The 25,750-nt window shown below is 73.3% G+C and carries 21 protein-coding genes; 10 read left to right on the top strand and 11 right to left on the bottom strand.

The features are described 5' to 3' along the window. The first annotated feature begins 51 nt into the window (after window positions 1-51). The 7 genes from EXW95_RS19640 to EXW95_RS19670 all read left to right on the top strand — a co-directional run bounded on the left by EXW95_RS19640 (window position 52) and on the right by EXW95_RS19670 (window position 7,019). Complete coding sequence (locus EXW95_RS19640) at window positions 52-681, top strand: hypothetical protein (protein ID WP_174369195.1); 630 nt, start codon at window positions 52-54, stop codon at window positions 679-681. After that, window positions 678-1,826, top strand: coding sequence for an isochorismate synthase MenF (locus tag EXW95_RS19645; RefSeq protein WP_174369196.1), 1,149 nt, complete (start codon window positions 678-680; stop codon window positions 1,824-1,826). Before EXW95_RS19640 ends, EXW95_RS19645 begins: the two co-directional genes overlap by 4 nt. Beyond that, window positions 1,823-3,625, top strand: coding sequence for an AMP-binding protein (locus EXW95_RS19650; protein WP_174369197.1), 1,803 nt, complete (start codon window positions 1,823-1,825; stop codon window positions 3,623-3,625). The genes EXW95_RS19645 and EXW95_RS19650 overlap by 4 nt, the downstream gene beginning before the upstream one ends. Next, window positions 3,622-4,500, top strand: coding sequence for an isochorismatase family protein (locus EXW95_RS19655; protein WP_174369198.1), 879 nt, complete (start codon window positions 3,622-3,624; stop codon window positions 4,498-4,500). Before EXW95_RS19650 ends, EXW95_RS19655 begins: the two co-directional genes overlap by 4 nt. Then, a complete protein-coding gene (locus EXW95_RS20875; protein WP_174369199.1) occupies window positions 4,497-5,762 on the top strand; it encodes a condensation domain-containing protein in 1,266 nt (421 codons plus the stop codon). Before EXW95_RS19655 ends, EXW95_RS20875 begins: the two co-directional genes overlap by 4 nt. Continuing rightward, on the top strand, window positions 5,759-6,526 hold the full coding sequence (gene dhbA, locus EXW95_RS19665; RefSeq protein WP_174369200.1) for a 2,3-dihydro-2,3-dihydroxybenzoate dehydrogenase: 768 nt from the start codon (window positions 5,759-5,761) through the stop codon (window positions 6,524-6,526). The genes EXW95_RS20875 and dhbA overlap by 4 nt, the downstream gene beginning before the upstream one ends. A 265-nt stretch (window positions 6,527-6,791) precedes the next feature. Next, a complete protein-coding gene (locus EXW95_RS19670; protein ID WP_254606170.1) occupies window positions 6,792-7,019 on the top strand; it encodes a hypothetical protein in 228 nt (75 codons plus the stop codon). Between the two features lie 299 nt (window positions 7,020-7,318). On the opposite strand, the gene EXW95_RS19675 is transcribed toward EXW95_RS19670, so the two are convergent. From EXW95_RS19675 to EXW95_RS19715, 9 genes are all read right to left on the bottom strand, one after another. Then, window positions 7,319-7,621: a hypothetical protein gene (locus EXW95_RS19675; RefSeq protein ID WP_174369202.1), complete on the bottom strand. Its 303-nt coding sequence runs from the start codon at window positions 7,619-7,621 to the stop codon at window positions 7,319-7,321. Window positions 7,622-7,875: 254 nt separating this feature from the next. Next, complete coding sequence (locus tag EXW95_RS19680; protein WP_174369203.1) at window positions 7,876-8,100, bottom strand: hypothetical protein; 225 nt, start codon at window positions 8,098-8,100, stop codon at window positions 7,876-7,878. Window positions 8,101-8,250: 150 nt separating this feature from the next. After that, the gene (locus EXW95_RS19685; protein ID WP_174369204.1) at window positions 8,251-8,409 is read right to left on the bottom strand and encodes a hypothetical protein; all 159 of its coding nucleotides are present in this window, start codon (window positions 8,407-8,409) and stop codon (window positions 8,251-8,253) included. A 63-nt stretch (window positions 8,410-8,472) separates the two neighbouring features. After that, window positions 8,473-9,132 carry an ROK family protein gene (locus tag EXW95_RS19690; protein WP_174369205.1) on the bottom strand — a complete coding sequence of 220 codons (660 nt, stop codon included), beginning with the start codon at window positions 9,130-9,132 and terminating at the stop codon, window positions 8,473-8,475. Then, the gene (locus EXW95_RS19695) at window positions 9,129-12,335 is read right to left on the bottom strand and encodes a glycoside hydrolase family 38 C-terminal domain-containing protein (protein WP_174369206.1); all 3,207 of its coding nucleotides are present in this window, start codon (window positions 12,333-12,335) and stop codon (window positions 9,129-9,131) included. The genes EXW95_RS19690 and EXW95_RS19695 overlap by 4 nt, the downstream gene beginning before the upstream one ends. Then, complete coding sequence (locus tag EXW95_RS19700) at window positions 12,332-13,684, bottom strand: glycoside hydrolase family 125 protein (RefSeq protein ID WP_254606116.1); 1,353 nt, start codon at window positions 13,682-13,684, stop codon at window positions 12,332-12,334. The genes EXW95_RS19695 and EXW95_RS19700 overlap by 4 nt, the downstream gene beginning before the upstream one ends. A gap of 63 nt (window positions 13,685-13,747) precedes the next feature. After that, window positions 13,748-14,722 carry an ABC transporter substrate-binding protein gene (locus EXW95_RS19705; RefSeq protein ID WP_174369207.1) on the bottom strand — a complete coding sequence of 325 codons (975 nt, stop codon included), beginning with the start codon at window positions 14,720-14,722 and terminating at the stop codon, window positions 13,748-13,750. Window positions 14,723-14,794: 72 nt separating this feature from the next. Beyond that, window positions 14,795-15,739, bottom strand: coding sequence for an ABC transporter permease (locus EXW95_RS19710; RefSeq protein WP_174369208.1), 945 nt, complete (start codon window positions 15,737-15,739; stop codon window positions 14,795-14,797). Window positions 15,740-15,808: 69 nt separating this feature from the next. Next, window positions 15,809-16,573 (bottom strand): ATP-binding cassette domain-containing protein, encoded by a 765-nt coding sequence (locus EXW95_RS19715; protein WP_174369209.1) that lies wholly within the window; start codon window positions 16,571-16,573, stop codon window positions 15,809-15,811. 294 nt (window positions 16,574-16,867) lie between these two features. On the opposite strand from EXW95_RS19715, the gene EXW95_RS19720 reads away from it, so the two are divergent. Continuing rightward, on the top strand, window positions 16,868-17,863 hold the full coding sequence (locus EXW95_RS19720) for a LacI family DNA-binding transcriptional regulator (RefSeq protein WP_174369210.1): 996 nt from the start codon (window positions 16,868-16,870) through the stop codon (window positions 17,861-17,863). A gap of 135 nt (window positions 17,864-17,998) precedes the next feature. Here EXW95_RS19720 and EXW95_RS19725 read toward each other — a convergent pair whose 3' ends face one another. Further along, complete coding sequence (locus tag EXW95_RS19725; RefSeq protein WP_174369211.1) at window positions 17,999-18,889, bottom strand: carbohydrate kinase family protein; 891 nt, start codon at window positions 18,887-18,889, stop codon at window positions 17,999-18,001. 36 nt (window positions 18,890-18,925) lie between these two features. Next, window positions 18,926-19,954 (bottom strand): PHB depolymerase family esterase, encoded by a 1,029-nt coding sequence (locus tag EXW95_RS19730; RefSeq protein ID WP_174369212.1) that lies wholly within the window; start codon window positions 19,952-19,954, stop codon window positions 18,926-18,928. 190 nt (window positions 19,955-20,144) lie between these two features. Here EXW95_RS19730 and EXW95_RS19735 point away from each other — a divergent pair, with 190 nt between their 5' ends. Together EXW95_RS19735 and EXW95_RS19740 are read left to right on the top strand one after the other, a co-directional pair. After that, on the top strand, window positions 20,145-20,549 hold the full coding sequence (locus EXW95_RS19735; protein WP_254606117.1) for a hypothetical protein: 405 nt from the start codon (window positions 20,145-20,147) through the stop codon (window positions 20,547-20,549). Between the two features lie 2 nt (window positions 20,550-20,551). Further along, window positions 20,552-25,546, top strand: coding sequence for a DUF5724 domain-containing protein (locus tag EXW95_RS19740; protein ID WP_174369213.1), 4,995 nt, complete (start codon window positions 20,552-20,554; stop codon window positions 25,544-25,546). The last annotated feature ends 204 nt before the right edge of the window (window positions 25,547-25,750 follow it).

A 25,750-nucleotide genomic window follows, 5' to 3' on the forward strand; every position in this document is an offset into this window, starting at 1 on the left:
ACCACTCGGATTTGTCAGATTCAGCCGGACCGGCGTCACACCCGGTCCGACATGACCTCCCATCCAGCCCATCCCAGCGCGGCCGAGCTCGACGCGGCCCTGCACGCCCTGCGCCGCCACCTGAGCAGCTGGCCCGTGTCGAGCGCCATCGCCCTCAGCTGTCAGCCCACCGACCTCCCCCCACCCTTCCCGCTGCCCGCCCACGCCCCCACCCGCCGCCACCACGACTGGCACGCCGGACGCCGCTGCGCCGCCCACGCCCTGCACCTCCTCGGCCACCCGGACGCCCTGCGCCCCCTGCCCCGCACACCCGGCGGCGCCCCCGACTGGCCCGCCGGGACCCACGGCAGCCTCAGTCACGCCGGCGGCCTGACCGTCGCTGCCGCCGCACGCGCGCCGCAGCGCGTCGGCCTGGACCTCGAACCCCTCACCGGACCCGCACCCGGCCCCCGACTCTGGCGGCACGTCCTCACCGAGAGCGCCTTCAAGGCCCTGTGGCCGCTGCGCCCGGACCCCCTCGACCCCGCGCACTTCCGTGTGCCGCCCCCGCCCGCCGCGCCGCAGGGCGTGGCAGAGATGCACGTCCTGGGCTGGCCCGGCCCGCTTCAGGTGCGCTGGGTGCACACGCACGGCTTCCTCCTCGCCCTCACGCTGCTCCCCGCCCCCCCGGAGGCCCCATGACCCAGACCGCCGCCCCCCCCGTCGCCAATCCAGCCACACAGTCGATCCCTCACGCCGCGACCGACGCCCCCGCGTGGCGCGCCCTGGACCGGCACCTGCACCTGCTCGACCCGCACGCCGCGCCCCTGACCGCCGCCCAGGCCCGGCACGCCCTGAGCGGCGCGCCGGACGGCACGCACCTGCTGGGCGCCATCGGCTTCACGCCCCAGGACCCGGCGGCCTTCCACCTGGCCCACTCGACACCGCCTACCTCGACTGCCGCTCCCTCGACAGCGGCCTCCATGGGCACCACGGTCCTCCACGCGGCGTCACGGCCCGCCCCGGACGCGTTCGAGGCGAACGTCGCGCACGCGGCGGCCGCCATCGCGCGCGGCGACCTGCACAAGGTCGTGCTGGGCCGCACCCTGGACCTCCACCTGCACGCGGCACCCGACCCGCGTGCCGTCACCGCCCGGCTCGCGCAAGGCGCCCCGGACGCCTTCGTGTTCAGCGTTCCACTGGGAGACGGCGCGCAGCTGGTCGGCGCGAGCCCGGAACGGCTGCTGAGCAAACGCGGCGCGCAGCTGCGCCTGCGGCCCCTGGCCGGCACCCGCGCCCGCCACGCCGACCCCGCCGAGGACCTCCGGCGCGCGCACGACCTGCTGCACTCCGCCAAGGACCGCCACGAGCACGCGCTGATGATCGCCGCCATCCGGGAGACCCTCGCGCCACTGTGCCGCGAGCTGACCGTGCCGGACGCTCCGCGACTCGTGCAGACGCCGGGCCTGTGGCACCTGGGCACCAGCATCCACGCGACCCTGCGCGACCCGGACACGCACGTCCTGGACCTCGTGAGCGCCGTCCACCCGACGCCCGCCGTGTGCGGCGTGCCCGCCACCGCCGCCCGTGACCTGATCGGCACGCTGGAAGGCCCGCGCGGGTTCTTTGCGGGCGCGGTCGGCTGGTGCGACGCGCGCGGTGACGGCGAGTGGGCCGTCACGATCCGCTGCGCGCGGCTGCGCGGCCCGCACGCCCGCCTGTTCGCCGGGGCCGGGATCGTCGCCGGATCCGACCCCGCGCGGGAACGCGCCGAGACCGCCGCGAAGTTCGGCACGATGCTGCGCGCCCTGGGCGTCTCGCCCCTGGACCTGGAGGGGGTGCTGTGACCGTCCCGGAAACCCCTGTCGCCGCCCGTGTCCCGGTCGGTCACGCTCCGGATGCCGGTGCACCGGACGCTGACTTCACGCCGTGGCCGCCCGGACTGGCCCGCGCGTACCGCGCCGCCGGGTACTGGCGCGGCGAGCCGTTCAGCGCGTGGCTGCGCGCCCTGGCCGGACAGTTCGGGCCGCGCACGGCCCTGGTCGGCCACGCCCTGGGCCCCGGCGGGCAGCCGGGCGCGTGGGTGACCCGCACCTACGCGGACCTGGACGCCGCCGCGAGCGGGTACGCGGCCGCGCTCGCCGCGCGGGGCCTGCGCGCCGGGGACCGCGTGATCCTGCACCTGCCCAACAGCCCGGACGTGTTCGAGGTCCTGCTGGGCCTGCTGCGGCTGGGCGCGCGGCCCATCCTGGCGCTCGCGGCGCACCGCGCGGCGGAACTCACGGCGTTCGCCACGCAGGCGCACGCCCGCGCGCTGATCACCGGCGGGCACCCGGACGCGCAGCGGGCCGCGAGCGCCGTGCAGGCCGCGCATCCGGACACGCTGGTCCTCACCGTGGGCGACCCGGACGCCGCCCCGCCACTGATCCCGGCGGACGCCGCAGCCTGGAGGGAACCGGCGGCCCAGCCCGGCGTGGCCAGTCAGGGTGTGTCCAGTCAGGGGACGGGTGAAGTGGCGCTGTACCAGCTGTCCGGCGGAAGCACTGGAACGCCGAAACTCATCCCGCGCACGCACGACGACTACCTGTACTCTGTCCGCGCCAGCGCCGAACTGTGCGGCCTGACGCCGAACACGGTGTTCCTCGCGGCGCTGCCCGCCACGCACAACTTCACGCTCACGTCCCCCGGCGCGTTCGGGACGCTGCACGCCGGGGGGACGGTCGTCACCGCGCCGGGCCCCGCCCCGGACGTGTGCGCGGCCCTGATCGAGCGCTGCGGCGTGACGCACGTGGCGCTGGTGCCTAGCGCGCTGCTGCTGTGGCTGCGCGCCCCGCAGTTCACGCCCGCCCGGCCCGGGTCCACGCTGCGGGTCGTGCAGGTGGGCGGCGCGCCGCTGGCCCCCGACGTCGCCCGGCAGGTCCCGGAGCGGCTGGGCGCGGCGCTGCAGCAGGTGTTCGGCATGGCCGAGGGGCTCGTGAACTACGTCCGGCCCGGCAGCAGTGACGACGTCACGTACGGCACGCAGGGCCGCCCGATCAGTCCGCACGACGAGATCCTGATCGTGGACGACGAGGACCGCCCCGTCCCGGACGGCACGCCCGGCCACCTACTCACGCGCGGCCCGTACACCATCCGCGGGTACTTCCGCGCGCCGGAACACAACGCCCGCGCGTTCACGCCGGACGGGTACTACCGCACGGGGGACATCGTCACGCGCCGCCCCGACGGGCACCTGATCGTGCAGGGCCGCCACAAGGACCAGATCAACCGCGGTGGGGAGAAGATCGCCGCCGAGGAGATCGAACACGCGCTGCTGGGCCACCCGCGCGTGTTCCAGGCGGCATTGATCGGCCTGCCGGACCCGTGGCTGGGCGAGCGGACCTGCGCGGTCGTGCAGCCGCGCGTGGACCCCGACCAGCCCGCCAGCCAGTCCCTGCCCGACGCCCGCGCCCTGACGCTGGACCTGCGCCGCCACCTGCTCGAGCAGGGCTTCGCCGCGTTCAAGCTGCCCGACCGGGTCGAGGTGCTGCCCACCCTGCCGCGCACACCGTTCGGGAAGGTCGACAAGCCCGCCCTGCGCGCCCGCTACGCCCCCACGCCGGCCCTGAGCCCTGCCCAGGATCTCACCGACAGGAGCCCCACATGATTCCCCGCCTGCCCAGCTACCCCATGCCCACCCCCGACACCCTCCCCGCGCAGCGCGTGCCCTGGACGCCCGACCCGGCGCGTGCCGCGCTGCTCGTCCACGACCTCCAGGCGTACTTCCTGGACTTCTACGACCCGGCGCAGCCGCCCATCCCGGACCTGCTGCGCGCCGTGGCGGACCTCACCGCGCACGCCCGCGCGCTGGGCATCCCGGTCGTGTACACCGCGCAGCCCGGCGCGCAGGACCCCGCCGACCGGGCGCTGCTGACCGACTTCTGGGGGCCGGGCCTGCCGGACGACCCGGCGCTCACGCGCATCCACCCGCTCGTGGCGCCGCGGCCGGGCGACACGGTCCTCACGAAGTGGCGCTACAGCGCCTTCCAGCGGACGCCGCTGCGTGAGCACCTGCGCGGATGGGGCCGCGACCAGCTGCTCATCTGCGGCGTGTACGCGAACATCGGCTGCCTGCTCAGCGCCGCCGACGCGTTCATGCAGGACGTGCAGCCGTTCCTGATCGCCGACGCCCTGGCGGACTTCAGCGAGGCCGAGCACCGCCGCGCGCTGGAGTACGGCGCCGCCCGCTGCGCCGGGATCACGCACGCGGCCGCCCTCCTCGCCCTGCGCGGCGAGAAGGGAACGGCGGACGGGTGGACGCCCGCGCGCGTCCGGGCCGAGATCGCCGCCGCACTCGGCGTACCGGAAGCTGACCTGCGCGGCGACGACGACCTGCTGCTGCTGGGCCTGGATTCCATCCGGCTGATGCTGCTCACGGAAGACTGGCAGTGCGCCGGGTCGCGCGTGACGTACGCGGACGTCGCCGCGCGCCCCACCCTGGACGCCCTGACGGACCTGCTGTGCGCGGCGGGAGCGCGGTGACGGTGCCGCTGCCCGTCACGCTCGCGCAGCGCAGCCTCTGGACGGACCTGGACGACCCGGACGGCAGCGTCCTGAACCACGTCGTGGAGACGCTCGACCTGCGCGGCCCGCTCGACCCGGCGCGGTTCGAGGTGGCCCTGACCCGCGCCCTGGCGGACGTCGCGGCCCTGCACGTCCGCTACGCGTCGGTGGACGGCCAGCCCGCGCAGCTGCCCACCGGCGAGCTGCCCCGCCCGCCCGGGCGGCTCGACTGGCGCACGCACCCGGACCCCGAGGCGCAGGCCCGCGCGCACGAACGGGCTGCCACGCGCCGCCCGCTGGGCCTGCGCACCGGGGACCTGTACCGGCACGCGCTGCACCGCCTCGCGGACGACCACTGGCGCTGGGTGTTCGTCACGCATCACATCGCGCTCGACGGGTACGGCGTGACGCAGCTCCTCACGCAGCTCGCCGCGCACCACCGCGCGCTGGGCGGCCTGCACGCGCCCCCCGCGCCGTTCGGACCGCTCGCCGCGCCCGCCCTGGAGGACCGCGCGTACGACGGCAGCGCGCAGCAACGCGCGGACGGCGCCCGGCTGCGCGCCGCGTACGCGGACCTGCCGTTCGAGGCGGCGCCCCTCCTGCACCTGGGATTGCAGATCGGGCACCGCGCGCAGCGGACCGTCCCGGCCGCCCTTGTCCGTGCCCTGCGGACCGTGACCGCCGCGTGGGGCGCCGCGTGGCCCGACGCGCTGAACGCCGCGTGCGCCGCGCAGTGGCACGCCCGCACGGGCGAGCAGGCCGTCCTGATCGCCGCGCCGGTCATGCTGCGCCTGGGCAGCGCCGCCGCGCACGTCCCGTGCATGCGCATGAACCTCGTGCCCCTGCGGATCGAGGTGCACCCGGGCGACGACCTGGCGACCCTGACCCGCCGCGCGCAGGCGGCCCGCACGCACGCGCAGGGCGCCGCGCCCTACCGCCTGGAGCGCCTCTGGGCGGACCTGGACCGGCGGCGCCTGTTCGGCCCGGAGGTGAACGTCATCCCGTTCGCCGCGCCGCTCGACCTCGGCCCCGGCCTGGAGGTCACGCGCGACACGCCGGCGTCCGGCCCGGTCGAGGACCTCGCGTTCACGTTCAGCGGCTGGCGGGACGACCTGACCGTCACGGCCGACGGCCACCCGGCGCTGCACACGCCGCAGAGCCTGGAAGCCCTGCTGGACGACCTGCTGCGGCGTCTGCACACCGGGCTGCGCGCCCCGGCCCTGCGGGAGGTGAGTGCGTGAGCGGCACCGACTGGACAGCGCGGGTCGCCCTCGTCACCGGCGCCGCGCAGGGCATCGGGGCGGCGGTCGCCTCGGCGCTCGCCGCGCGGGGCGCGCGGGTGCTCGCCACGGACCGCCAGCCCATCCCGCCCGACCTGACCGCGCAGCCCGGCGTCGTGCCGTACCCGCTGGACGTCACCGACCCGCGCGCCGCCGATCAGGCCGTCGCGCACGCCGAGGCCACCCTGGGCCCCCTGACGGACCTCGTGAACGTCGCGGGCGTCCTGCGCCCCGGAGAGCTGACGGACCTGAGCGACGAGGACTGGCACGCCACGTTCGCGGTGAACACCAATGGCGTGTTCTTCGTGTCCCGCGCGGCCACGCGGGTCATGCGCGCGCGCGGACGCGGAGCGGTCGTCACGGTCGGCTCGAACGCCGCGCACGTTCCCCGGACCGGGATGGGCGCCTACGCGGCCAGCAAGGCCGCCGCCGCGCACCTGACCCGCACGCTGGGCCTGGAACTCGCCGGAAGCGGCGTGCGCTGCAACCTCGTCTCGCCCGGCAGCACCGACACGCCCATGCAGCGCCAGCTGTGGACCGCGCCCGGCGCCGAGCACCGCGTGATCGAAGGGGACCCCGGATCATTCCGCACTGGCATTCCGCTCGGGCGGATCGCGCAGCCCACCGACATCACGGGCGCCGTCCTGTTCCTGCTGTCGGACGAGGCGCGGCACATCACCCTGGCGGACCTCACCGTGGACGGCGGCGCGACCCTGGGCGCATGAACCCGCCGGGACGCCCGGCCCTGCTGCAGCGCACCGTCCGGCCCCCGGCTACCGAGCGGGGCCTCCGGTGCCCACCGCGAACCGGGTGCTGCGTGGGAGGCGCGCAGCGGTTGGACGTGGAATCGGGGGCGTGGTGTTGGCCCCGAGGTGCCCCCGGAACCTGCTCGACAAGCCGTTCAATCGGAGTCCGTATCCCTCCCCGTCTGGCCCCGCGGCGTGTCTGGCATCAGGAAACCTGCGACACTGCGGCATGACGTGCCGCTCAGTGATTCTGACCGCCGCTCGGGAACTGAGCCGCGCACACCCGGAAGGAACATTTTCCATGCAGGGCGTCGTGCAGTGGATGCGTGACCACGGCAGCCACTACAGCGACGCCGAGGTGCGCCTGCATATCAACACCCTGATGTGCCGCAACGCCAGTGCGCGCAAGCCGAACGAGGCCGACCATCAGGATCTGGAACGCGTGTCACGCGGACGTTACCGGCTGCTGTGACCGGCCGCGACGGTTGATCCGGTCGGCCTGCACCGACGTTCGATCCGAGCGGAGCTGCAGGGCGGCGCGGGGAACGATCCGGAGGTGACCAGGGTCCGGTGGTGTGCCGACCCGTCGACGCAACCGAAGTGCGTATCGGACGAGGGGAAGGTCACCCACGGTCCCGCTGGACCGGGCCGGGCGAGTCCCTGAACCCGGCAGGGGGCACCGGTGGTGCCGAAGGTCGAACAGGCACGGCCCTGGACCGAAGGGAACACCGCCGAGCACGCCGCTCGACCCAGGATGCCGGGTGGCGCCGCTCAGGCGGACGGCACGTCCTTCGTGGTCACGTCGGCGCTGTCCTGCGGCGCTGCGCGCTGGAACCACACGTAGCCCTCGAAGGACCGCCGGCGGTCCCGCAGCGCGTTGCGTTCCTGCAGGAGCCCTTCCATCCATCCGAACGGGGAGCGGAAGCGCACCTCGCACCCGCCCGGCGTTTCGAAAGCTTCGGTCAGCGCGGCGATGTCCTCTGCCCACACGCCACTGACGGGTTTGACCGGCGCGGCGAGAATGACGAGGCGCTTGTTGGGCAGCGCCGTGTACGTTCCTTGGAGTTCAAGCATCCGGTACGCTACCAGACCCGGCCAGGAGCAAATAGGACCGCCGCCGGATTACACGCCGGGCGGCGAGGGCGCACCGGGTCGGCCACATGGGTCGGTCTGGCCGACGCTATACAGCATCTGTCATAACGAGGTGGTCTTCATGACCGAGCGGACTTGTAAATCTCCGCAGGAGAGCGAGTGAATTTCACCGAGCAGGACGGAGAATGGAGGCATCGGAAGTCTGTCTTTTCGATGCTGTCATTCGGAGAACTGCTCTAATGCACGCGGCCGAACCCGAGTCCCTCGGCGGTGCGCATGGCGTCACGCGCGCCGTCGAGGTAAGGAGCGGATTCGTCCACGATGCCCAGGTCACTCAGGAACAGGGACGCCTGCATGAGTCCTGTCTCGGTCGCCTGCTGCCCTCCGCAGCCCTGCATCAACGCCAACGCGTACCAGCTCGCCGCGACCTGCCGCACCATCGCAAATACCAGACTGTCCATAGTTCCCCTGCCGCACGACCTTCCCGAACCTGTCGGTTCTCCGGTCAGCATACGGGTGCGGCGTCACCGCAATTGCGGTGCGTGACCGATCCCCACGGCGACCGGGGCGGCGCCGGTCGGGCGCGGGGGGCCGCTGACCGATGCGGGTGGTCAGGCGATCCGGGCCGACGGGTGGGGGTGCAGGGCCGCCGCGCCGAGGATCGGGGCGAGTTCGAGGTGCGCGCTGCGCCGGACCTGACAGGCGCCGACGTCCAGGGTGGGGGCGAACAGGTCGACCGCCCGGCTGACGTTCCCGCCCAGGACGAGCACCTGCGCGCCGAACGCGTCCGTCCACGGCTGGAGCTGCTGTCCGGCGCGGCGGCCGAACTCGGCCTACACGGCCAGCGCGCCGGTGTGGCCGCGCCGGGCGGCCTGCGCCCAGTCGGCGGCGCTGCCCTGCTGCCCGGTCAGGGCCGCGCCCAGGTGCGTGACGGCCGCGCCGCTCAGGGCGTCTTCGAGCTGCCCTTCCGGGGCGGGCACGTTCCACAGTTCGCCGCCGGGGGGCACGCCGGGTCCGGTGTGCTGCGGCTGGCCGCGCAGGATGAAGCCCGAGCCGAGTCCGGTGCCCAGGGTCACGCCGAGCAGCCGCTCGGGCCGGTCGGCGCTGCCCCACCACTCGCCCAGGGCGAAGAGGTCCGCGTCGTTCCCGAAGTGGATGGGCAGGTCAGGGGCGACCGTGCCCGCGAGGGCGGCGCGCAGGGCCGGGCGGAGCGGCACGCCGCGCAGCGCGGGGAACTTGTGGGACATGTGCGACGTGCCGGTCGCCGCGTCGAATGGGCCGGGGACGGCCAGACCCAGGTGCGTCACCTGCGGGGCCTGGGGTCCGGCGGCCTCCAGCGCGGCGTCCACCCAGGCACGCAGGATGGTCCCCATGGGCGCGCCGTGCGGCACGTCCCGGCGGGCGGTGCGCTGAACATGGCGGGCGTCGACGTCCACGAGGCCCGCGGTGACGTGACTGCCTCCGACGTCCAGGCCCAGCGCGAGCCGCGTCAAGCGCCCCCCCGCGTCAGGCGGACGCTCAGGACCTCGAAGGGCCGGACCGGCATCTCCAGCGGGCCGGGCTGCGCCGGGCCGAGGGGGTCCTCGAGCAGGTTGACCCGCTGAGCGCTGCCAGGCGCGCCGGGGTCGAGCCGCAGGACGCCGCGCGCCCCGTGCGCCTCATACACGCGCAGGATCACACCGTGGCCGTCCTGGGCGGGTTTGAGGCTGCTGAGCATCACGTCCAGGCCGCTCAGGCGCGGCGGGGCCGCCAGGGTCAGGGTGCCCGGGTGGGCCAGGAGGGGGCTGTTCAGCTCGAAGCCCGCGCGGGGAGCCTGCGCGGCGCGCCAGTCGCCCGCGTGGGGGCGCAGGGCGAGGCGGACCTCGTGCGCGCCCAGGTCCGCCTGCGGGTCGGGCCACATGGGGCCGCGCGCGAGGCTGAGGGCCAGGGTCTGCCCGCGCACGCTGTGCCCGTAGCGGCCGTCGTTCAGGAGGGTCAGGCCGAAGCCGGGTTCGCCGAGGTCCAGCCAGCGGTGCGCGCTCACCTCGAACTGCGCGGCGTCGGCGGGCAGGTTGCGGTGGGTGGGGCGCGGCTGGGCGCCCATCGCGGTTTCCGCCCAGGCCTCGTGCGTCAGCACCGCCACGTCCGTCTCGGCGCGCAGCAGCGTGTGCCGCTCATGCCAGTCCAGCGTGACCGTCACGTCCAGCTGCGCCGCGCCCGCCTGGAGTTTGAAGGTCTGCGTGACAACCGAGTCCCGCCAGCGGTGCGTGACCCGCAAGGCCGCGCGGCACGGTCCGGTCTCGGTGACCTCCAGCGTGCAGGGGCCGTCCAGCTGCTGACCCTCCTCGCCGACGTCCCGCGCGACGTCCCAGGCGTCCCAGGCGTACGGCAGGTCCGGGTACGCCACGAGGCGGTGCCCGGCGGGCCCCAGCGCCTCGCGGCCCGTGGCGCGGTCGAGCAGGCGCGTCACGCGGCCGCCCTTGCTGATCTCGGCGCGCAGTCCGGCGTGCTCGAGAATCACGCGGTCCCCCTCGTCGCGGACCGTGACCGGGCATTCCGGTGCGGGGGCGGCCACCTTCGTGACGGTCAGCGCGGCCGTACCCAGCGCGGGCACCGTGAGGTTCGGCGCGAGAACGAGCAGGCCCCCCTCGACCGCCTGGGTCGCCAGCGGCTGGCCGTCCAGGCTCACGCCGCCGGTCACGCCGGGCAGGGTCACGGCGAGCGGGCGATCCCAGGTGGCGGCGTTGAAGACCGTCCAGGTCGACTCGGCCGCGTCCCAGTGCGCGCGGGTCAGGTCGGCGGCGCGCGAGGTGACGTGCGCGAGTTCCGGCAGGGCGTCGCGGTACACCTCGTGAATGCTGGAGCCGGGCAGGATGTCATGAAACTGGTTCAGGAGGGTCGTCTGCCACAGGCCGTCCGTTTCAGTCGGCGTGGTGGGGGAGGCCGGGTGCAGCGCACTCACGGCCTCGAGTTCCAGCAGGCGGTGCTCGGCCTGCCGGTTCAGCCGCTTGATCGCCGATTGCGAGGTCAGCGTCCCGCGGTGCAGCTGCAGGTACAGTTCACCCGCCCACACCGGCAGGCCGTCCCTGGGCAGCGCGCGGTAGTAGTCGTCCACGCGGGTCATGCGCAGCGCGGGCAGCGCCGGGAAGGCCTTCAGGGTGTCGTAGGCGCGCAGCATCGCCTCGCTGGGCCCGCCGCCGCCGTCGCCGTACCCGAACGTGAACAGGCTCTCAGGCGCGCGGTCCCCCCAGGCGCGGCTGGTCTTCGCGCCGAACCGCTCCCAGGTGCCCAGCAGGTCCCCGGGGCGCACGTCGCCGTTGTACCCGCCCAGGCCGGGGCGGCTGCCGCCGGGGTTGTTCAGGCTGTGGGCCAGGACGCGCGTGCCGTCCAGACCCTGCCACCAGAACAGGTCGTGCGGGAAGGGCGTCTCCTCGTTCCAGTTGAGCTTCGTCGTGAAGAACCCCGTGACGCCCGCCTGGGCCAGCAGCTGCGGCAGGGCGGGCGTGAAGCCGAAGGTGTCGGGCAGCCACGCGACCTCACAGGTGCGCCCGAACGCCCGGCGGAAGTACGTCTGGCCGTACAGCAGCTGCCGCGCCAGCGACTCCCCGCCGGTCATCTGGCAGTCCGGCTCGACCCACATGCCGCCCACCGGTTCCAGTCGTCCCCCGGCCACGTGGGCCTGCACGCGGGCGAACAGTGCCGGGTCGTCCTGCTCCAGCCACGCGAACAGCTGCGCGCTCGACTGGTTGAACGTGAAGTCCGGGAAGCGGTCCATCAGGCCGGCCACGGTGTGCAGCGTCCGGCGCGCCTTCCTGCGCGTCTCGTGGACCGGCCACAGCCAGCCCAGGTCCAGGTGCGCGTGCCCGGTCAGCGCCAGCGCCCCACGCGCCGGGAAGCGCGCCCGCAGGGCCTGCAGCCCCGTGAGCAGCTGCCCGTGCGCGCGGGACGTGCGGGCCCTGAGCCCTTCTGGCAGCGCCGCCCGCGCCGGGCGGGTGTCCGGCAGCGCCCAGAGGCCCTGCGTGAAGCTCTCCCCGCCGCCCAGGTCACCCAGGCGCGACAGGTGCGCGTCGGCGCTGCTCGTCCAGTCCAGGCCCCGCAGGACCTCCTCGGCGAGGTTCAGGAGGTGCCCGGCGACCTCACTGCCGCTCTCGTGGCCTGACGCGTCGCGGCCGCCCTCCAGGCCCTCGCGGCCCAGCGTGCGGATCGCGGCGGCTGTGACCTCCAGCGCGTCGTGCAGCGCCGTCACCTGCACCTGCGGCACGCCCACGCGCGCGCGCTCCAGATGCGGGCGGGGCGTGGGCGAGCCGAACAGGCCGCGCGGGACCGCCGTGACCTGCACCTCCAGCGTCGCCCCGCCCCGGAGGACCCCCAGCGGGAAGCGGCGGTGGTACGGGTTCAGGCCGCCACTGGCGACGACCTGCCCGTCCAGAGATGCGGTGACGAGCGCCTCGCCGCCCACGTCCAGCTCCAGTTCGCCGCTCTGTGCGTTCAGCCCGGCGGGCACCGTCCAGCGGGTGCGGAACTCCACGGGCTGCTCGCGCAGGTCCCGCGCGCCCACCGGCCAGGGTTCACCCGGCGCGAGGGTCACGGCCGACTGGCCGGGCGCCTGGAAGGTCCAGTCGGGCAGGGGGTGCAGGGCGTCGTCGCGCCACGCGCCCAGCCGCGCGATCTGCGCGTCGAGTTCGCGCAACCGCCGCTCGAAGCGTGTCAGGGTCACGCCCGCTCCGTCAGGACGTCCAGGTGCGTCAGGATCGTCTCGGCGAGCAGGCTGTTCGCCCACGCGAACCACGGGCGGCTGAACTGGGTGGGATCGTCCGGGTGGAAACTTTCGTGCATCAGGTCCGTCCCGGCGGTCGTGGCGGTCAGCGTGTCCAGCAGCGACCGGATCTCCGCGCGCCCGTCCGGCGTGAGCGGGTCGGCGGTCAGGGCCTGCATGCACAGCGCGATCGGCCACACCCGGCGGCCCGGCGTGTGCGGACTGCCGATTCCGGCGGCGCGGGCGCCCGCGTGGTAGTGCGGGTTCTCGCCGCTCAGGATCAGGCGCCGCGTGTTGAGGTACGTGGGGTCCGTGGGCGCGCAGTACCCCAGGTACGGCAGCGACAGCAGGCTGGGCACGTTCGCGTCGTCCATGAACAGATGATTCCCCAGACCGTCGGTCTCGTAGGCGTACACCCGCCCGAAGGTGGGATGCTCGGCCGTGCCGTGCGTCTCGATGCCCTGGCGGATCTGCCCGGCGGTCGCCTCGCAGCGCCCCGCGAGCGCCTCGTCGCCGTACACGGCGCGCACCAGACCGGCGGCGCCCTCCAGCGCCGTGACGGCGAACGCGTTGGCGGGCACCAGGTACGGGTACGTGCAGGCGTCGTCACTGGGTCGGAAGCCGCTCCAGACCATCCCGGTCGGGCGGTGCGCCGCGCCGCGCCCGCCGCGCGGCAGGGTGTCGCTGGGCAGCACGCAGTACTCGGCAGGTCGCTCGAAGGTGTACGCCGAACGCGCGTCGTGGTCCTGCTCGGCGTGCATCACGTCCAGCACGGTCCGCACCGTCGGGCGCAGGTCCAGCGGCACGTCGCCCGTCACCTGCCACGCCCGCCACGCCAGCCACAGCGGGAAGCACAGCGAGTCCAGCTCGAACTTCCGCTCCCACACCCACGGGCCCGGCGCGGGCCGGTCGAAGTGATACTCGTGGCCGGGCTCGCGGTTGAACGCGTTCGCGTACGGGTCCACGCCCAGCAGGTGCGCGTGCTGCCGGATCACGCCGTCCACCGCGGCCCGCACGACCGGGTCCGACGCGCACAGCGGCAGGTACGGACTCATCTGCGCCGCCGAGTCCCGCAGCCACATGGCGGGAATGTCGCCGGTCTGCACGAACACCCGCCCGCCGGGCAGGTCATGCAGGGTCGTCTGCCAGGTGTTCGGGTAGCAGCGGGTGAACAGCGCCGCGAGGTCCGCCCGGCTGCTCAGGCGGGCCTGAACCTGCGCCATCAGCTCGGACTGCGGCGCGGTGAGAGGCTGGCGGGGCGCGGGCATGGGGTCCTGATGGACAGGTGGGGCGGTCACGGTGTGGGTCATGGGGGCCTCATGGGAAGACCCGCAGGCCTCCCCATCACTGGTGGGGGCCTGCGGGGCGGGGACTTATTTGCAGCTGGACTTGTACACGTACTGCGCGAAGGCGGGCAGGCCGATGTTCGCGCGGGTCAGGCCGACCCCGCCGGTGGGGATGGACCGGGCGACCGACTGGCCCATCAGGGCCTTGCGGGCGGTCTCGACGGCCAGGGCGCCCATCTGGGCGGGTTTCTGCGCCACGATCGCCTGAATCTGGTTGCTTTTCAGGGCCGCGACGAGGGCCGGGGCGGCGTCGAAGCTGACCACGCTGATCTTGTCGCGGCGCGCGGCGGGCAGCTGGCGGATCGCGCCGGCGGCGACAAGTGCCTCGTTGTTGGCGATGAGGAACATGCCGGTGATGTCGGGGTTCGCGGCGAACGCGGCGCTGAACGCCGAGGCGTCCTCGCTGACGCCCTTGTACGCGATCCTGATGTTCCTGTGGTTGGCCTTCATCTCGTCGATGAAGCCCTGGATGCGGTCGGCGACGGTGGTGATGCCGGGCGTGATGGGGGGGATCAGCGCGGTGCCCTTCTCACCCATGAGTTTGGCGAGGGTGCGGGCAGCCTCGGCGCCCAGGGCGCGGTTGTCCGAGGAGATATTGCTGGTCACGAAGCTGGAGTCCGCGAGGCGGGTGTCCACGCCGATGATCTTGATGCCCCTGTCGTGGGCGGCCTTGAGCGGCGCGAACAGGGCGCGGCCGTCGTTCACGGCGATGCCGATGGCCTGCGCGCCGCTGGCGGTCACGGCGTTCACCACGGGCGTCTGGAGGGTAGCGTCCCAGCGGGGCGCGCCCTGCACGGTCAGTTCCACGTCCCCGAGGCGGCGGGCGGCCTCGATAGCCCCGCACTGCATGGAGGTGTAGAAGTTGTCGGTGGTGGTGCCCAGGATCAGCGCGATCTTGTACTTCTTGGGGGCCGCCTGGGCCTGCGCGGGCTGCGCGGCGCCGAGGAGCAGGAGGGTACCGAGGACGATGGAACGGGGGGCGGCGGTGCTGAGGTGGCGCATGGTGCTCTCCTTGTGGGTGGTCCCTGGGACCGGGGGGGGATCGGGGTGGGGGTGAACCTCGGACCCGGGGCGTCAGCCGCCTTCGGTGCGGCCCCGGCGTTTGACGAGGTCGATGTAGACCACGGCGATCAGGACGATGCCGACGATGATGTACTGCCAGTACGGGAGGACCTGCATCATCACGAGGCCGTTGGAGAGCACGCCGGGGATGAACACGCCGACCGCCGTGCCGACGACCGTGCCGGTCCCGCCGAAGAGGCTGGTGCCGCCCAGCACCACGCCGAGCAGCGCGGTGAGGTTGTCGTTCTGATGGGCGGCCAGGGTGGTCGAACCGTAGCGGGCGAGGCTCATGAAGCCCGCCAGGCCGGCCCCGGCGCCGGAGATGAGGTACAGGGTGATGGCGACGCGGTCGATGTTGATCCCGGCGCGGCGGGCCGCTTCGGCGTTCGAGCCGGTGGCGCAGGTGTACTGGCCGAAGCGGGTCTGCGAGAGGACGAACGAGCCGATGGCGACGGCCAGGGCGGCCACGACGATGGGGATGGGCAGGCCGAGCAGCTTGCCCTGGCCGATGTGGTCGAGCATGACCTTGGGCACGGCGTACAGGTCGACGCCGCCGGTGAGGACGTACGCGGCGCCCTGCGCGACACTGAGGGTGCCGAGCGTGACGATGATGCTGGGCACGCGCGCCTTGACGATCAGGAGGCCGTTGACGAGTCCGGCGAGCAGGCCCGTGCCGAGGCACACGGCCAGTCCGATCAGGACGACGCCCCAGCCGCCGCTGGCGCCGCCCAGGGCGCCCATGGCCTTGGTGCCGAGCACGCAGGAGAACACCAGGACGGCGCCGACCGACAGGTCGAAGCGGGCGCTGGTCATGATGAAGGTCAGGCCCACGCCGAGCAGGACGATGCCGGAGTAGTCGACCATCAGCGTCTGGAGGTTGTACAGGGTCGCGAACTTGCCGGGGAACAGCACGGTGAACAGCGTCATGACGACCAGCAGCGTGCCCGCGGTGAGCATGGCCTGAGAGGCCAGAACGCGGCGCAGCGCGAGCCGGGCGGGGGGCGGGCGGGGTGGGGCGGGTGGTGGTCATGCGGCTCCCGTGACGCTCAGGCCGGTCATGTCGGCCACGACTTCCTCGATGCTGGTGTCCGCCTTGCGGCGCGCGGCCACCCGTTTGCCCAGGCGCAGCACTTCGATGCGGTCGGCGACCTCGAAGACGTGCTGCATGTTGTGGCTGACGAGGACGACGGCCACGCCCTGGTCGCGGACGCGCAGGATCAGGTCGTTGACGTGCCGGGACTGCACCACGCCGAGGGCGGCGGTGGGTTCGTCCATCAGGACCATCTTGCTGGCCCAGACCATGGCGCGGGCGACGGCGACGCCCTGGCGCTGCCCGCCGGACATGCCGATGACCTTGGCCTGCGCGTCCTGGATGTTCACGCCCAGGCGGGTGAAGGCCTCCACGGTGCGGTCGTGCATGGCGCGGCGGTCGAGCATGCCCAGGCGGCCCAGCAGGCCGGGGCGCAGGACCTCGCGGCCCAGGAAGAGGTTCCCGGCGGGGTCCATGTCGGGCACCAGGGCGAGGTCCTGGAAGACGGTCTCGATGCCGAGGGTCCGCGCGTCGAGAGGCGAGGTCATCTGGACGGGCCGCCCTTCGAAGAGGACCACGCCCTCGTCGGGCTGGATGGTGCCGGTGATGGCCTTGACGAGGGTGCTCTTGCCCGCGCCGTTGTCGCCGAGCAGGGCGACGACCTCGCCGGGGTAGACGGTGAAGTCGGCGCCGCGCAGCGCCTCGACGTGCCCGTAGCGTTTGGTGATGCCTCGGGTTTCCAGCAGGGGTGGGGCCGACATGAGTTCCTCCGGGGGCGTGCAGGGGACGGCGTCACGGCGGGGTGGCCGGGACGGAACGGGGTGATCCTGGGCGGGATCCGGGCTGTGTGACAACGTTGACATGACAGTAGGCCGCCGAAGCAGGGAAGTCAATGCGCCATCCCCCGTGCCCCCCCCAAATGGGCCCGAATCCAGTCAGTCGGTTCGCCTGAGACAATTGAAAAATCCTGCAAATTGAACCGGGTTGAGACAACGTTGACATGACGTGCTGGCGAATGCCTCGCCCCTGCCCCCGCCCGGCGGTACACTGCCCCCATGAACGCCCGACCCACGATGCAGGACGTCGCCCGCCTCGCCGGCGTCAGCATCAAGACGGTCTCCCGCGTGGTCAACGACGAACCCCGCGTCGACCCCGACACCCGCGCGCGCGTGCAGGCCACCATCGACGAACTCGGCTTCCGCCGCAACGAACAGGCCCGCAGCCTCCGCCCCGGCCAGAGCAGCTCCCTGATCGGCCTCGTCAGCGGCGACCTCGGCAACCCCTTCTACTCCGCCATCGCCCGCGGCATCGAGGAGATCACCCACGGCCACGGCCACCTGCTCCTCACCGCCAGCAGCGAGGAACAACCCGCCCGCGAACGGCAGCTCATCGAAACCTACCTCCAGCACAACGTCGCCGGACTCATCGTCGCGCCCACCCTGGACGCCGCCCGGACCATCACGCCCGAACTGCTGCGCGGCGTGCCCCTCGTCAGCGTCGACCGACCCGTCAGCGACCCCGACCCCTTCGACACCGTCCTGCTCGACAACCGCGAAGGCGCCCGCCGCGCCGTCACCCGCCTGATCGAGGACGGTCACACCCGCATCGCCATCATCGACGGAAACCCCCGCGTGTACACCGGACAGGAACGCACCGCCGGGTACCTGGGCGCCCTCCGGGACGCCGGCCTCACGCCGCAGCCGAACCTGATGATCCACGGCCACCACGGCGCCCGTCACGCCGAACAGGCCACCCACGACCTCCTGAACCAGGACCAGCGGCCCAGCGCGATCTTCGCCACGAACAACCGCATCGCCACCGGCGTCATCCGCGCCCTGCACGCCCGCCGCCGCACCCTGGCCGTCGCCAGCTTCGACGACTTCGAATTCGCCGACGTCATCAACCTCCCCCTGACGCTCGTCTCCTACGACGCCATGGACCTCGGCCGCGCCGCCGCCACGCGCCTCATGCAGCGCATCCAGGGCGACGGCGGCCCCCCGCAGCGCCTCATCCAGCCCGTCACCCTGCGCGTCCCCGGCGAGCAGCCATAGCTGCCGAGATGACCTGTACGTCCAAAGCCCTTTGTCACTCGACCGGCCCCGCATCCCCCGTGACCGGCGGGGGGAGGGCCACCGTTTCTCCCGACCGTTCATCGCGTGGGGCGTGTCGATGGGTCCTCCAATTGATCACGGCGGCCCACCCGCCAGCGCCCGCACCTCGGGTTCCGTGGCGTGACCCTCGCCACTGCCCGCGCCGCGCAGCTTCAGCGCGGCGGCCGCGCAGGCCAGCCGTAGCGCCTCCTGCGGGGGCAGGCCGCGCGTGAACAGGAAGTGCGCGAAGGCCGCCGACAGCGCGTCCCCCGCACCACCCGCGTGCCGCACGGGGACCGGGAAGGTCGGCTGGTGGTGCATCTCGTCCGTGTCCCGCGTCCACAGCAGCGCGCCGACGCCGCCCAGTCCGGCCACGATCACGTCTGCGCGGGCCCGCGCCCCCAGCGCCCGCAGGGCCGCCGCCGGGTCAGGCAGCCGCGCGGCGCTCAGCAGCAGCACGTCCGCCGCCCGCAGGTACGGCTGATCGTACGCGTGATCCGGCGCGGTCAGTTCCTGCACGTCCGTCAGGATCGTCACGCCCGCCGCGCGGGCCGCGGGCAGCAGGTCGCGCGTCCAGCCGATGTTCGTCATCAGCGCCGCGCGGCACCCGGGCAGTGCCGCCCGGAACGCGTCGTGTGGGGCGGGGGCGTCCGCGTGATCTTTCGGGTCGCGGTGAAAGACGTGCGTGCCGTCCGGTCGCGTCACGGCGAGCGTCTGCGCGGTGGCCCGCGCGGGCACCACCCGCAGGTCGTGCGCGCGCAGTTCGGCCCGGACCGTCCGCCCGGCCACGTCGTCGCCCAGCCGCGTCAGCAGCCGCGCCGCGCTGCCCAGCGCCACGAGACCCCGCAGCAGGTTCACGCCCACACCACTCACGTTCAGGCTCAGCCCGTCCGGGATCACGCTCCCCGCCGGGTCCAGCGCCGGGGCATCAAGACGCAGCACCGTCTCGACATTCGCGTGTCCGCACACCAGCAGTGGCGAGGTCATACGGCACAGTTCAGCACACGGCCCGGTTGACGTCGTTCAGAAGCCGAAGAAGTTCAGGATGAGGGTGCTGGCGTCGGGCGCGCAGGGGTCGGTGTACGTCCCGGCGCTGCTCCCGCCGGGCCAGGCGTGTCCCAGGCCCGTGACCGAGTAGCGTTGCAGGCGCGTGGTGCCGCCTGCCGTGCGGTAGTCGAAGCGGGTGTAGGCGCGGCAGGCGGTGCCGCTCACGGTGGCGTCGGGCGTGTCGTCCGGGTCGCCGTTGTCGGTGCCGTCGGCGAGGTCGTTCGCCTGCGCCCACTGCGTGAGGGTCTGCGTGGCGTTCACGGGGTTCACGGTGGGGTCGGCGCTGCCCTGGAAGACCAGGGTGGGCATGGCGCGGCCTCGGCTGCCCATCTCGGTGGCGCAGGCGGCGCCGCGCCCGTTGGGGTCGTAGACGCTGCCGTAGGTCATGGCGTTCAGGCCGCCTGCTGAGGTGGTTGCGCCCTGGTACATGACGCCCGCCACGCTGGCGACGCCGCGGATCAGGTCGGGGTACGTGCAGCCCATGATGTTCGCCATGGCCGCCCCGGCGGACAGGCCCGCGATGGCCACGCGGGCGCTGTCCACGGCGTAGGTGCTTTTCACCCAGCCGATCATCCCGGCGATGACGGCGGGTTCGCCCGCGCCCCGGTACTGGTTGGCGGTGCTGAACCAGTTCCAGCAGTCGCTGCTGTTGTAGAGGGTGCCCTGTTCGGGGTACAGCACCAGGAACCCCCGCGCGTCGGCCAGGGTGTTCATGCGGGTGCCGGCGGCGAAGTCGTAACTGTCCTGCAGGCAGCCGTGCAGCATGACCATCAGCGGGCGGGGTGTCCCGGCGTATCCAGCGGGGACCCACAGGCGGTAGAAGCGCGCGCCGTACGCGCTGCTGTACGTGCCGCTGACCCAAGTGCCGGTCGCCTGCGCGTGCAGGGCCGGGCCAGCGGGGGTCTGGGAGGCCCAGGTGGGTGTGGTGGGCGGCGCGCAGGCCGCGAGCAGGGCGGGAAGCAGCAGGCCGGTCAGGTGGCGGACGGGGGTGCGGGCTGGACGCATGGGGTGACCTCCGGTGGGGCTGGGTTGTGGGACCGTTTCAGGGTAGGGGAGGGGTGCCACGACGGGGGAACAGTGGGTGAAAACCCGTCGATCAATTACGCCCTTTACATAACGCGCCGGGCGGGATAGAGTCGAACGTGACAACCGCACCATTCCCCTCCGCCCCCATTCCACGGGAGGTCAACCCCGCATGATCGTCGAAACGAAACTCCTGGGCCGCCGCACGCCCTTCGAACGCCGCCCCATTCCCCTGACCGGCGACACCCACACCCTCGAACAGCTGCTGACCGCGCTGGTCGAACACGAACTCGCCGCGTACGACCAGCGGCAGGCGGGCGTGGGCGTCCTGCGCGTCCTGACCGAACGCGACCTGAAGGACGCCGCCCTGACCGGCCGCGTGGCCGTTGCCCCGCAGGACCGCGCCGCGACCGTCACGCCCGAGGACGCCACCCGCACCGCCCTGACCGCCTTCCGCGACGGGCTGTACTACGTGTTCCTCGACGACGAGCAGCTGACCGACCTGTCGGCCCCCGTCACCCTGCGCCCGGACAGCACCCTGCTGCTGCTGCGCCTGACCGCCCTGGCAGGCGGCTGACCATGGACGTTCAGGACCACCTGCGGACCTTCCAGCAGCCCTGGAAACCCGGCTTCGACACGCGCGTGGCGGCCCTGCCCGCCCCGTGGGCCACGCTGATCGGGGCGCACGTGAAGGGCGGCCGCGACCATCAGGAACGCCAGCGCCTTCAGGACGAACTCGTGGACGCCCTGCACGTCAGCACCCTGGCCGACCGCGAAGCCCTGGCTGCCGCGTTCTTCCCGCAGTTTCCCGCACTGGCCGCCCGCACGCTGGACGCCCTGCTGATCCGCCACCCGTACCCGCTGGGGTACGCCCGCCGCGCCTTCCGCGCCCCCGGCCACCGGCTGGCTGCCGCGCACGCCGCGCACTGGCTGTGGCAGGCGTGGCACACCACCCGCGACTACCCGCAGCCCGCCTCGTGGTTCGCGGTGCACGCGGGCCTGCTGAACCCCTGGGAATCGCAGGGTCTGGGCCTGCTGCTGGGGCAGGCGATCAGCGACGGGGACGAGGAGATCTACCAGATTCTGCGCGACACGGCGGGCACGCAGCACCCGGTCGCCCGCATGGGCCGCCACGTGCCGCTGGCCCTGCTGAGCAGCACCAGAGAGGATGCCTGGACGCTCGCCGAGGGCCTGCTGCTCGCCGCGCAGCGCCAGGAGGGCCTGCGGCAGGTGATCCTCGAGACCGTCGATGAGGCCAGCGCGGACGCCTTCACCCGCACCCTGCGCCTGATCCTGCAGGAGGACCTGCTGCGCTTCGCCGCCACGCTGCGCGCCGCGTGCGTGTGGTTCGGCCTGAACTACGACGTGACCGACCTGAAGGTCGTCCGGGCGCACCTCAGCCGCGCGCTGACCTTCCTGGAAGAACCCGAGGCCGCGCGCCGCGCCGTGCAGGGCGGCGAGGGGGTGGACGCGTACCTCGCGCTGTTCACGCTGGGCATGCGGGACGCCGTGCAGGCCGCCGAACTGGCCCGCACGGTCCTGACGGACGCGGACCCGGCCCGCCGCATGGCCGCCGCGCAGTTCCTGACCGCTGCCGAGCTGCTGACCGACGACGACCGCCGCACCCTGCTGACCGACGCCGACCTGCGCGTGGCCGCGTTCGCGGGAAGCACCGTGAGCCGCTGGGGCAGCCCCCAGCCCCTCTTCACCTTCGAGGAGTTCGAGGCGTACGCCCTGCGCCTCCCGGACCGCGCCCGGCACGACCCGCTGCTGTTCCCCTGGCTGGGCCACGTGCCCGCCCGCGCGGACGCCCTGGACGCCCTGCCCGCCCTGCGCGGCGAGCGGCCCTTCACGGCCCTGACCCCGCACCTGAGTGGACTCAGCGCGTACGGCAAAACCGCCCTGCTGCGCAGCCTGAAGGATCACGCGGCGGCGCACCCGCTGGACGCGCCCACCCGCGCGCTGCTGCTCACGCTGTTGCAGGACCGCAACAGCAGCGTGTCGCAGGAGGCCGTGACCGTCATGGCCCACTTCACGCCCGACCCCGCCGAGGTCGAGGTGGTGCACACGCTCCTGAAACGCAGGAGTGCAGACCTGCGCCGCGGCCTGATCCGCCTGCTCGCCAGCGACGCCCGGCAGGCGCATCGCAGCGCCGCCGCCCTGCTGAGCGGCCCGAACACCGAGCAGCGGCAGGCGGGCCTGCAACTCCTGATCGAGACCGGGGGCACGCCGCCCGCCGAGTTCAGCGCGAAGAACGTCACCGAGGCGACCCTGCTGGCCCGCCTGACCGAACCCGCCGCGCAGCTGACCCTCGCCGACGGCCTGGGCCTGTTCGACCCCACGCGCCTGAGCCGCCCCGAGGCCCCGCAGCCCAGGGAGCGCGACTACCCGGCGGACGTGGCGCGTGGCGCGGCGCTGCTGCGCGACCTCGACGCCCTGCTCGTCACCCACCGCGAGACGCCGCTGACCGGCCCCGGCTGGGACGGCCAGGAGACGCAACTGCTGGGCAACGTGCGCCCCTGGCAGCTCCGCCCGGGCCGGAGCGGGCAGCCCATGCCCATGTGGGACGTCTGGACCGGCTGGTGGCAGGGCAGGGAGGACGCGCAGGACGGCGACCTGACCCGGCTGCACTGGGCGCTGAACCACTTCGTGAACCGCACGCAGACCACCGAAGCGGAACTTCAGGACGAACTGGACGGCAACGGCGCGCAGCCCGCCGCGCCCGACACTGCCGCACTCGACGCTGCCGAACTCGACGCTGCCGAACTCGACGCTGCCGAACTCGACGCTGCCGAACTCGACGCGGCCGTGCTGGACCTGCTGGGCCTCGATCAGGAAGGGCTCGACGACCTGCTCGCGGACGCCGACGAGGACGACCTCGCCGAGCATCAGGCCGCCCGCAGCGCCGCCGAGATCCGGCAGGACCTGCTGCGCCGCACCCTGCACCGCACGCTGGGACCGCTGGTCACCCTGCGGCTGGAACACCCGGACCTGGCGCGCGTGATCGTGGACGCCCTGCATGGCGCGCACGCCACGCCCCTGGACACGGACCTCGCCCTGGACGCCTGGGAGACCGCGCTGGCGTACCTGCCGCGCGACGTGCAGATGCAGACCGACCCGCTGTGTTCCTGGTGGCAGGAGGACCCCCGAGACCTGCTGAACCCCGTCATGCCGCAGGGTGATTGGCGAGCCTGGACGCCGGAGCAGCAGCGGCGCTTCTGGAGCCTGCACCTGCACCGGGGCGCGGGCTACCCGAACCTGCCCCGCCAGCGGGTGAACACGCCCCTGCTGCTGCACGCCCACGCGCAGGGCTGGGCGACCACCGACGACCTGCTGGACACGCTGATCGGCCCACGCCCGGAACGCGGCCGACACTACTACGGGCACGATTTCGGTGACCTGAGCACCTACACCCGCCGCACCCTGAAACCCGAGTGGCCCACCCACCCGGACTGGGAGGCCGCCGTGAACCGCGTCCGAGACCGGGTGCTGGAGGTCGAGCTGGCGCGCGGTGACCTGGAAACCCCCGCCACCGCGCCCGCCCTGGCCCTGAGCAGCCTTCACGGCGCGGACCTGACCCTGCGCCTGCTGGCCGGTCTGGGAAAGAATCCCCTGAAGCGCGGCTACCAGGGCCACAACGAGAGCCGCGACGTGACGTTCAGCCACCTGATCCGCGTGGCCTTCCCCCTGCCAACGGACACGCCCGAGACCTTCCGCGCGCAGGTTGCCGCGCTGGGCCTCCCGGAGGCCCGCCTGCTGGATCTCGCCATGTTCGCGCCGCAGTGGGCGCCGCTGGTCGCCGGCGCGCTGGGCTGGCGCGGCCTGAAGGACGGCGTGTACTGGCTGCACGCCCACACCCGCGACAGCAACTGGAGCGTCCCGCAGGACGTCCGCGACGCCTGGGAGGCCGAGATTGGCGAGCGCACGCCCCTGAACCCCGCCGACCTGACCGAGGGCGCCGTGGACGTCGCGTGGTTCCGCCAGACCTTCAAGGCACTCGGCGGGGCGAGGTTCAGCGCGCTGCTGGACGCCGCCAAGTACGCCTCCTCAAGCGGCGGACACAAACGCGCCGAGACATACGCCCGCGCCATTCTCGGCGAGCTGAACGAGGGCGACCTGACCGACCGCATCACCGAGAAACGCAACCAGGACGCCGTGCGCGCCCTGGGCCTGCTGCCCCTCGCCCGCGCAAAGGGGAAGGCCGCGCGGGAACTGGAGGGCCGCTACCGCCTGATCAGCGACTTCCGCGCGGGCGCGCGGCAGTTCGGTGCGCAGCGGCAGGCGAGTGAACGCCGCGCCGCGGACATCGGCCTGCACAACCTCGCGCGCAGCGCCGGGTACGCCGACCCGCAGCGCCTGATGTGGGCCATGGAAGCCCGCACCGCCCCCGACTGGACGCAGACCGTCACAGACGGCGACCTCCGCGTGGGCATTCACCTCAGCCCGGACGGCGAGGCCAGCCTGACCGTCACCCGCGGCGACAAGGTTCTCAAGGCCCTGCCGCCCGCACTGAAGAAACGCCCGGACGTGCAGGCCCTCCAGGCCGCCGTGAAGGAACTGAGCGCCACGAGGAAGCGCATGCGCGCCGCGCTGGAGGACACCATGATCCGCGGCGACCACCTCCAGCCGCAGGAACTCACGGACCTCGCCGCCCACCCGGTCATCGCGCCCATGCTGCGCAGCCTCGTGTGGGTGCTGAACGAAACGCACCTCGGCTGGTGGACCGGCGACAGCCTAGACACGCCCGACGGGCCGCAGCCCATAGACGACCACGCGCTGCGCCTCGCGCACCCGCACGACCTGTACGCCAGCGGCCACTGGCCCACCTTCCAGGCGCAGGTCATGGACCGCCAGATCACGCAGCCGTTCAAGCAGGTGTTCCGCGAGTACTACCCCCTCACGGCCGCCGAACAGGGCGCGCGGCGCGTCACCCGCCACGCCGACCAGCACGTCCAGCCCGGCAAGGCCGCCGCCCTGCTGAAAACGCGCGGCTGGATCACCGTCCCCGAGGAAGGCGTCCGCAAGACCTGGCACGCCGAAGGCATCAACGTCTGGCTCGACACCACCGTCGGATACGGCACCCCCAACGAGGTCGAGGGGACGCCGGTCAACGCCGCGTACTTCATCCGCCGCGACGCCACCGAACCCATGCCGCTTTTGGAGGTGCCCCCCCGCCTCCTGAGCGAGACGCTGCGCGACCTCGACCTGATCGTCTCCGTCGCCCACGTCGGCGGCGTCGACCCCGAAGCCACCCAGAGCACCACCGAGATGCGAGCGGCCCTGCTGCGTGAAACCCTGCGCCTCCTCAAGCTCACCAACGTCCGCATCCAGAACGACCACGCCCTCATTGAAGGCCACCACGCCCGCTACACCCTGCACCTCGGCAGCGGCACCGTCCACCGCCAGCCCGGCGGGTACCTGTGCATCATCCCCGTCCACAACGGGCACCAGGGCCGCCTCTTCCTGCCCTTCGCCGACCCCGACCCCCGGACCGCGGAAGTCATCAGCAAGGCCCTCCTGCTCGCCCAGGACCGCCAGATCCAGGACCCCACCATCCTCGAACAGCTCAGGTAACCCGACAGGGACGAGGCGGGGCGTGATGCTCCCGCCTCAACTGCTGCCGGAAACTCCCGGTCGGAACCAGTGCTGGCAGGGATTCCGGCATGGTGCGGCGACCCAGAATCCATTCGAGCCGCAAGGGGGACACGGGTTGCTGGCAGCCGTCGGGGCTCAGTCGACGAACCGGCAGAGATTGGGCGCCGCTCCGAGCACTTCGGG

Origin of the sequence: Deinococcus sp. JMULE3 (assembly GCF_013337115.1) — a bacterium.
Taxonomy (GTDB): Bacteria; Deinococcota; Deinococci; order Deinococcales; family Deinococcaceae; genus Deinococcus.

Coding starts and splice junctions, on each gene's coding strand:
- EXW95_RS19735 (WP_254606117.1), top strand. CDS start 20,145: ATGATCGTCGAAACGAAACTCCTGGGCCGCCGCACGCCCTTCGAACGC.
- EXW95_RS19680 (WP_174369203.1), bottom strand. CDS start 8,100: ATGGACAGTCTGGTATTTGCGATGGTGCGGCAGGTCGCGGCGAGCTGG.
- EXW95_RS19715 (WP_174369209.1), bottom strand. CDS start 16,573: ATGTCGGCCCCACCCCTGCTGGAAACCCGAGGCATCACCAAACGCTAC.
- EXW95_RS19700 (WP_254606116.1), bottom strand. CDS start 13,684: ATGACCCACACCGTGACCGCCCCACCTGTCCATCAGGACCCCATGCCC.
- EXW95_RS19725 (WP_174369211.1), bottom strand. CDS start 18,889: ATGACCTCGCCACTGCTGGTGTGCGGACACGCGAATGTCGAGACGGTG.
- EXW95_RS19740 (WP_174369213.1), top strand. CDS start 20,552: ATGGACGTTCAGGACCACCTGCGGACCTTCCAGCAGCCCTGGAAACCC.
- EXW95_RS19730 (WP_174369212.1), bottom strand. CDS start 19,954: ATGCGTCCAGCCCGCACCCCCGTCCGCCACCTGACCGGCCTGCTGCTT.
- EXW95_RS19705 (WP_174369207.1), bottom strand. CDS start 14,722: ATGCGCCACCTCAGCACCGCCGCCCCCCGTTCCATCGTCCTCGGTACC.
- EXW95_RS19645 (WP_174369196.1), top strand. CDS start 678: ATGACCCAGACCGCCGCCCCCCCCGTCGCCAATCCAGCCACACAGTCG.
- EXW95_RS19640 (WP_174369195.1), top strand. CDS start 52: ATGACCTCCCATCCAGCCCATCCCAGCGCGGCCGAGCTCGACGCGGCC.
- EXW95_RS19720 (WP_174369210.1), top strand. CDS start 16,868: ATGAACGCCCGACCCACGATGCAGGACGTCGCCCGCCTCGCCGGCGTC.
- EXW95_RS19710 (WP_174369208.1), bottom strand. CDS start 15,739: ATGCTCACCGCGGGCACGCTGCTGGTCGTCATGACGCTGTTCACCGTG.
- EXW95_RS19655 (WP_174369198.1), top strand. CDS start 3,622: ATGATTCCCCGCCTGCCCAGCTACCCCATGCCCACCCCCGACACCCTC.
- EXW95_RS19675 (WP_174369202.1), bottom strand. CDS start 7,621: ATGCTTGAACTCCAAGGAACGTACACGGCGCTGCCCAACAAGCGCCTC.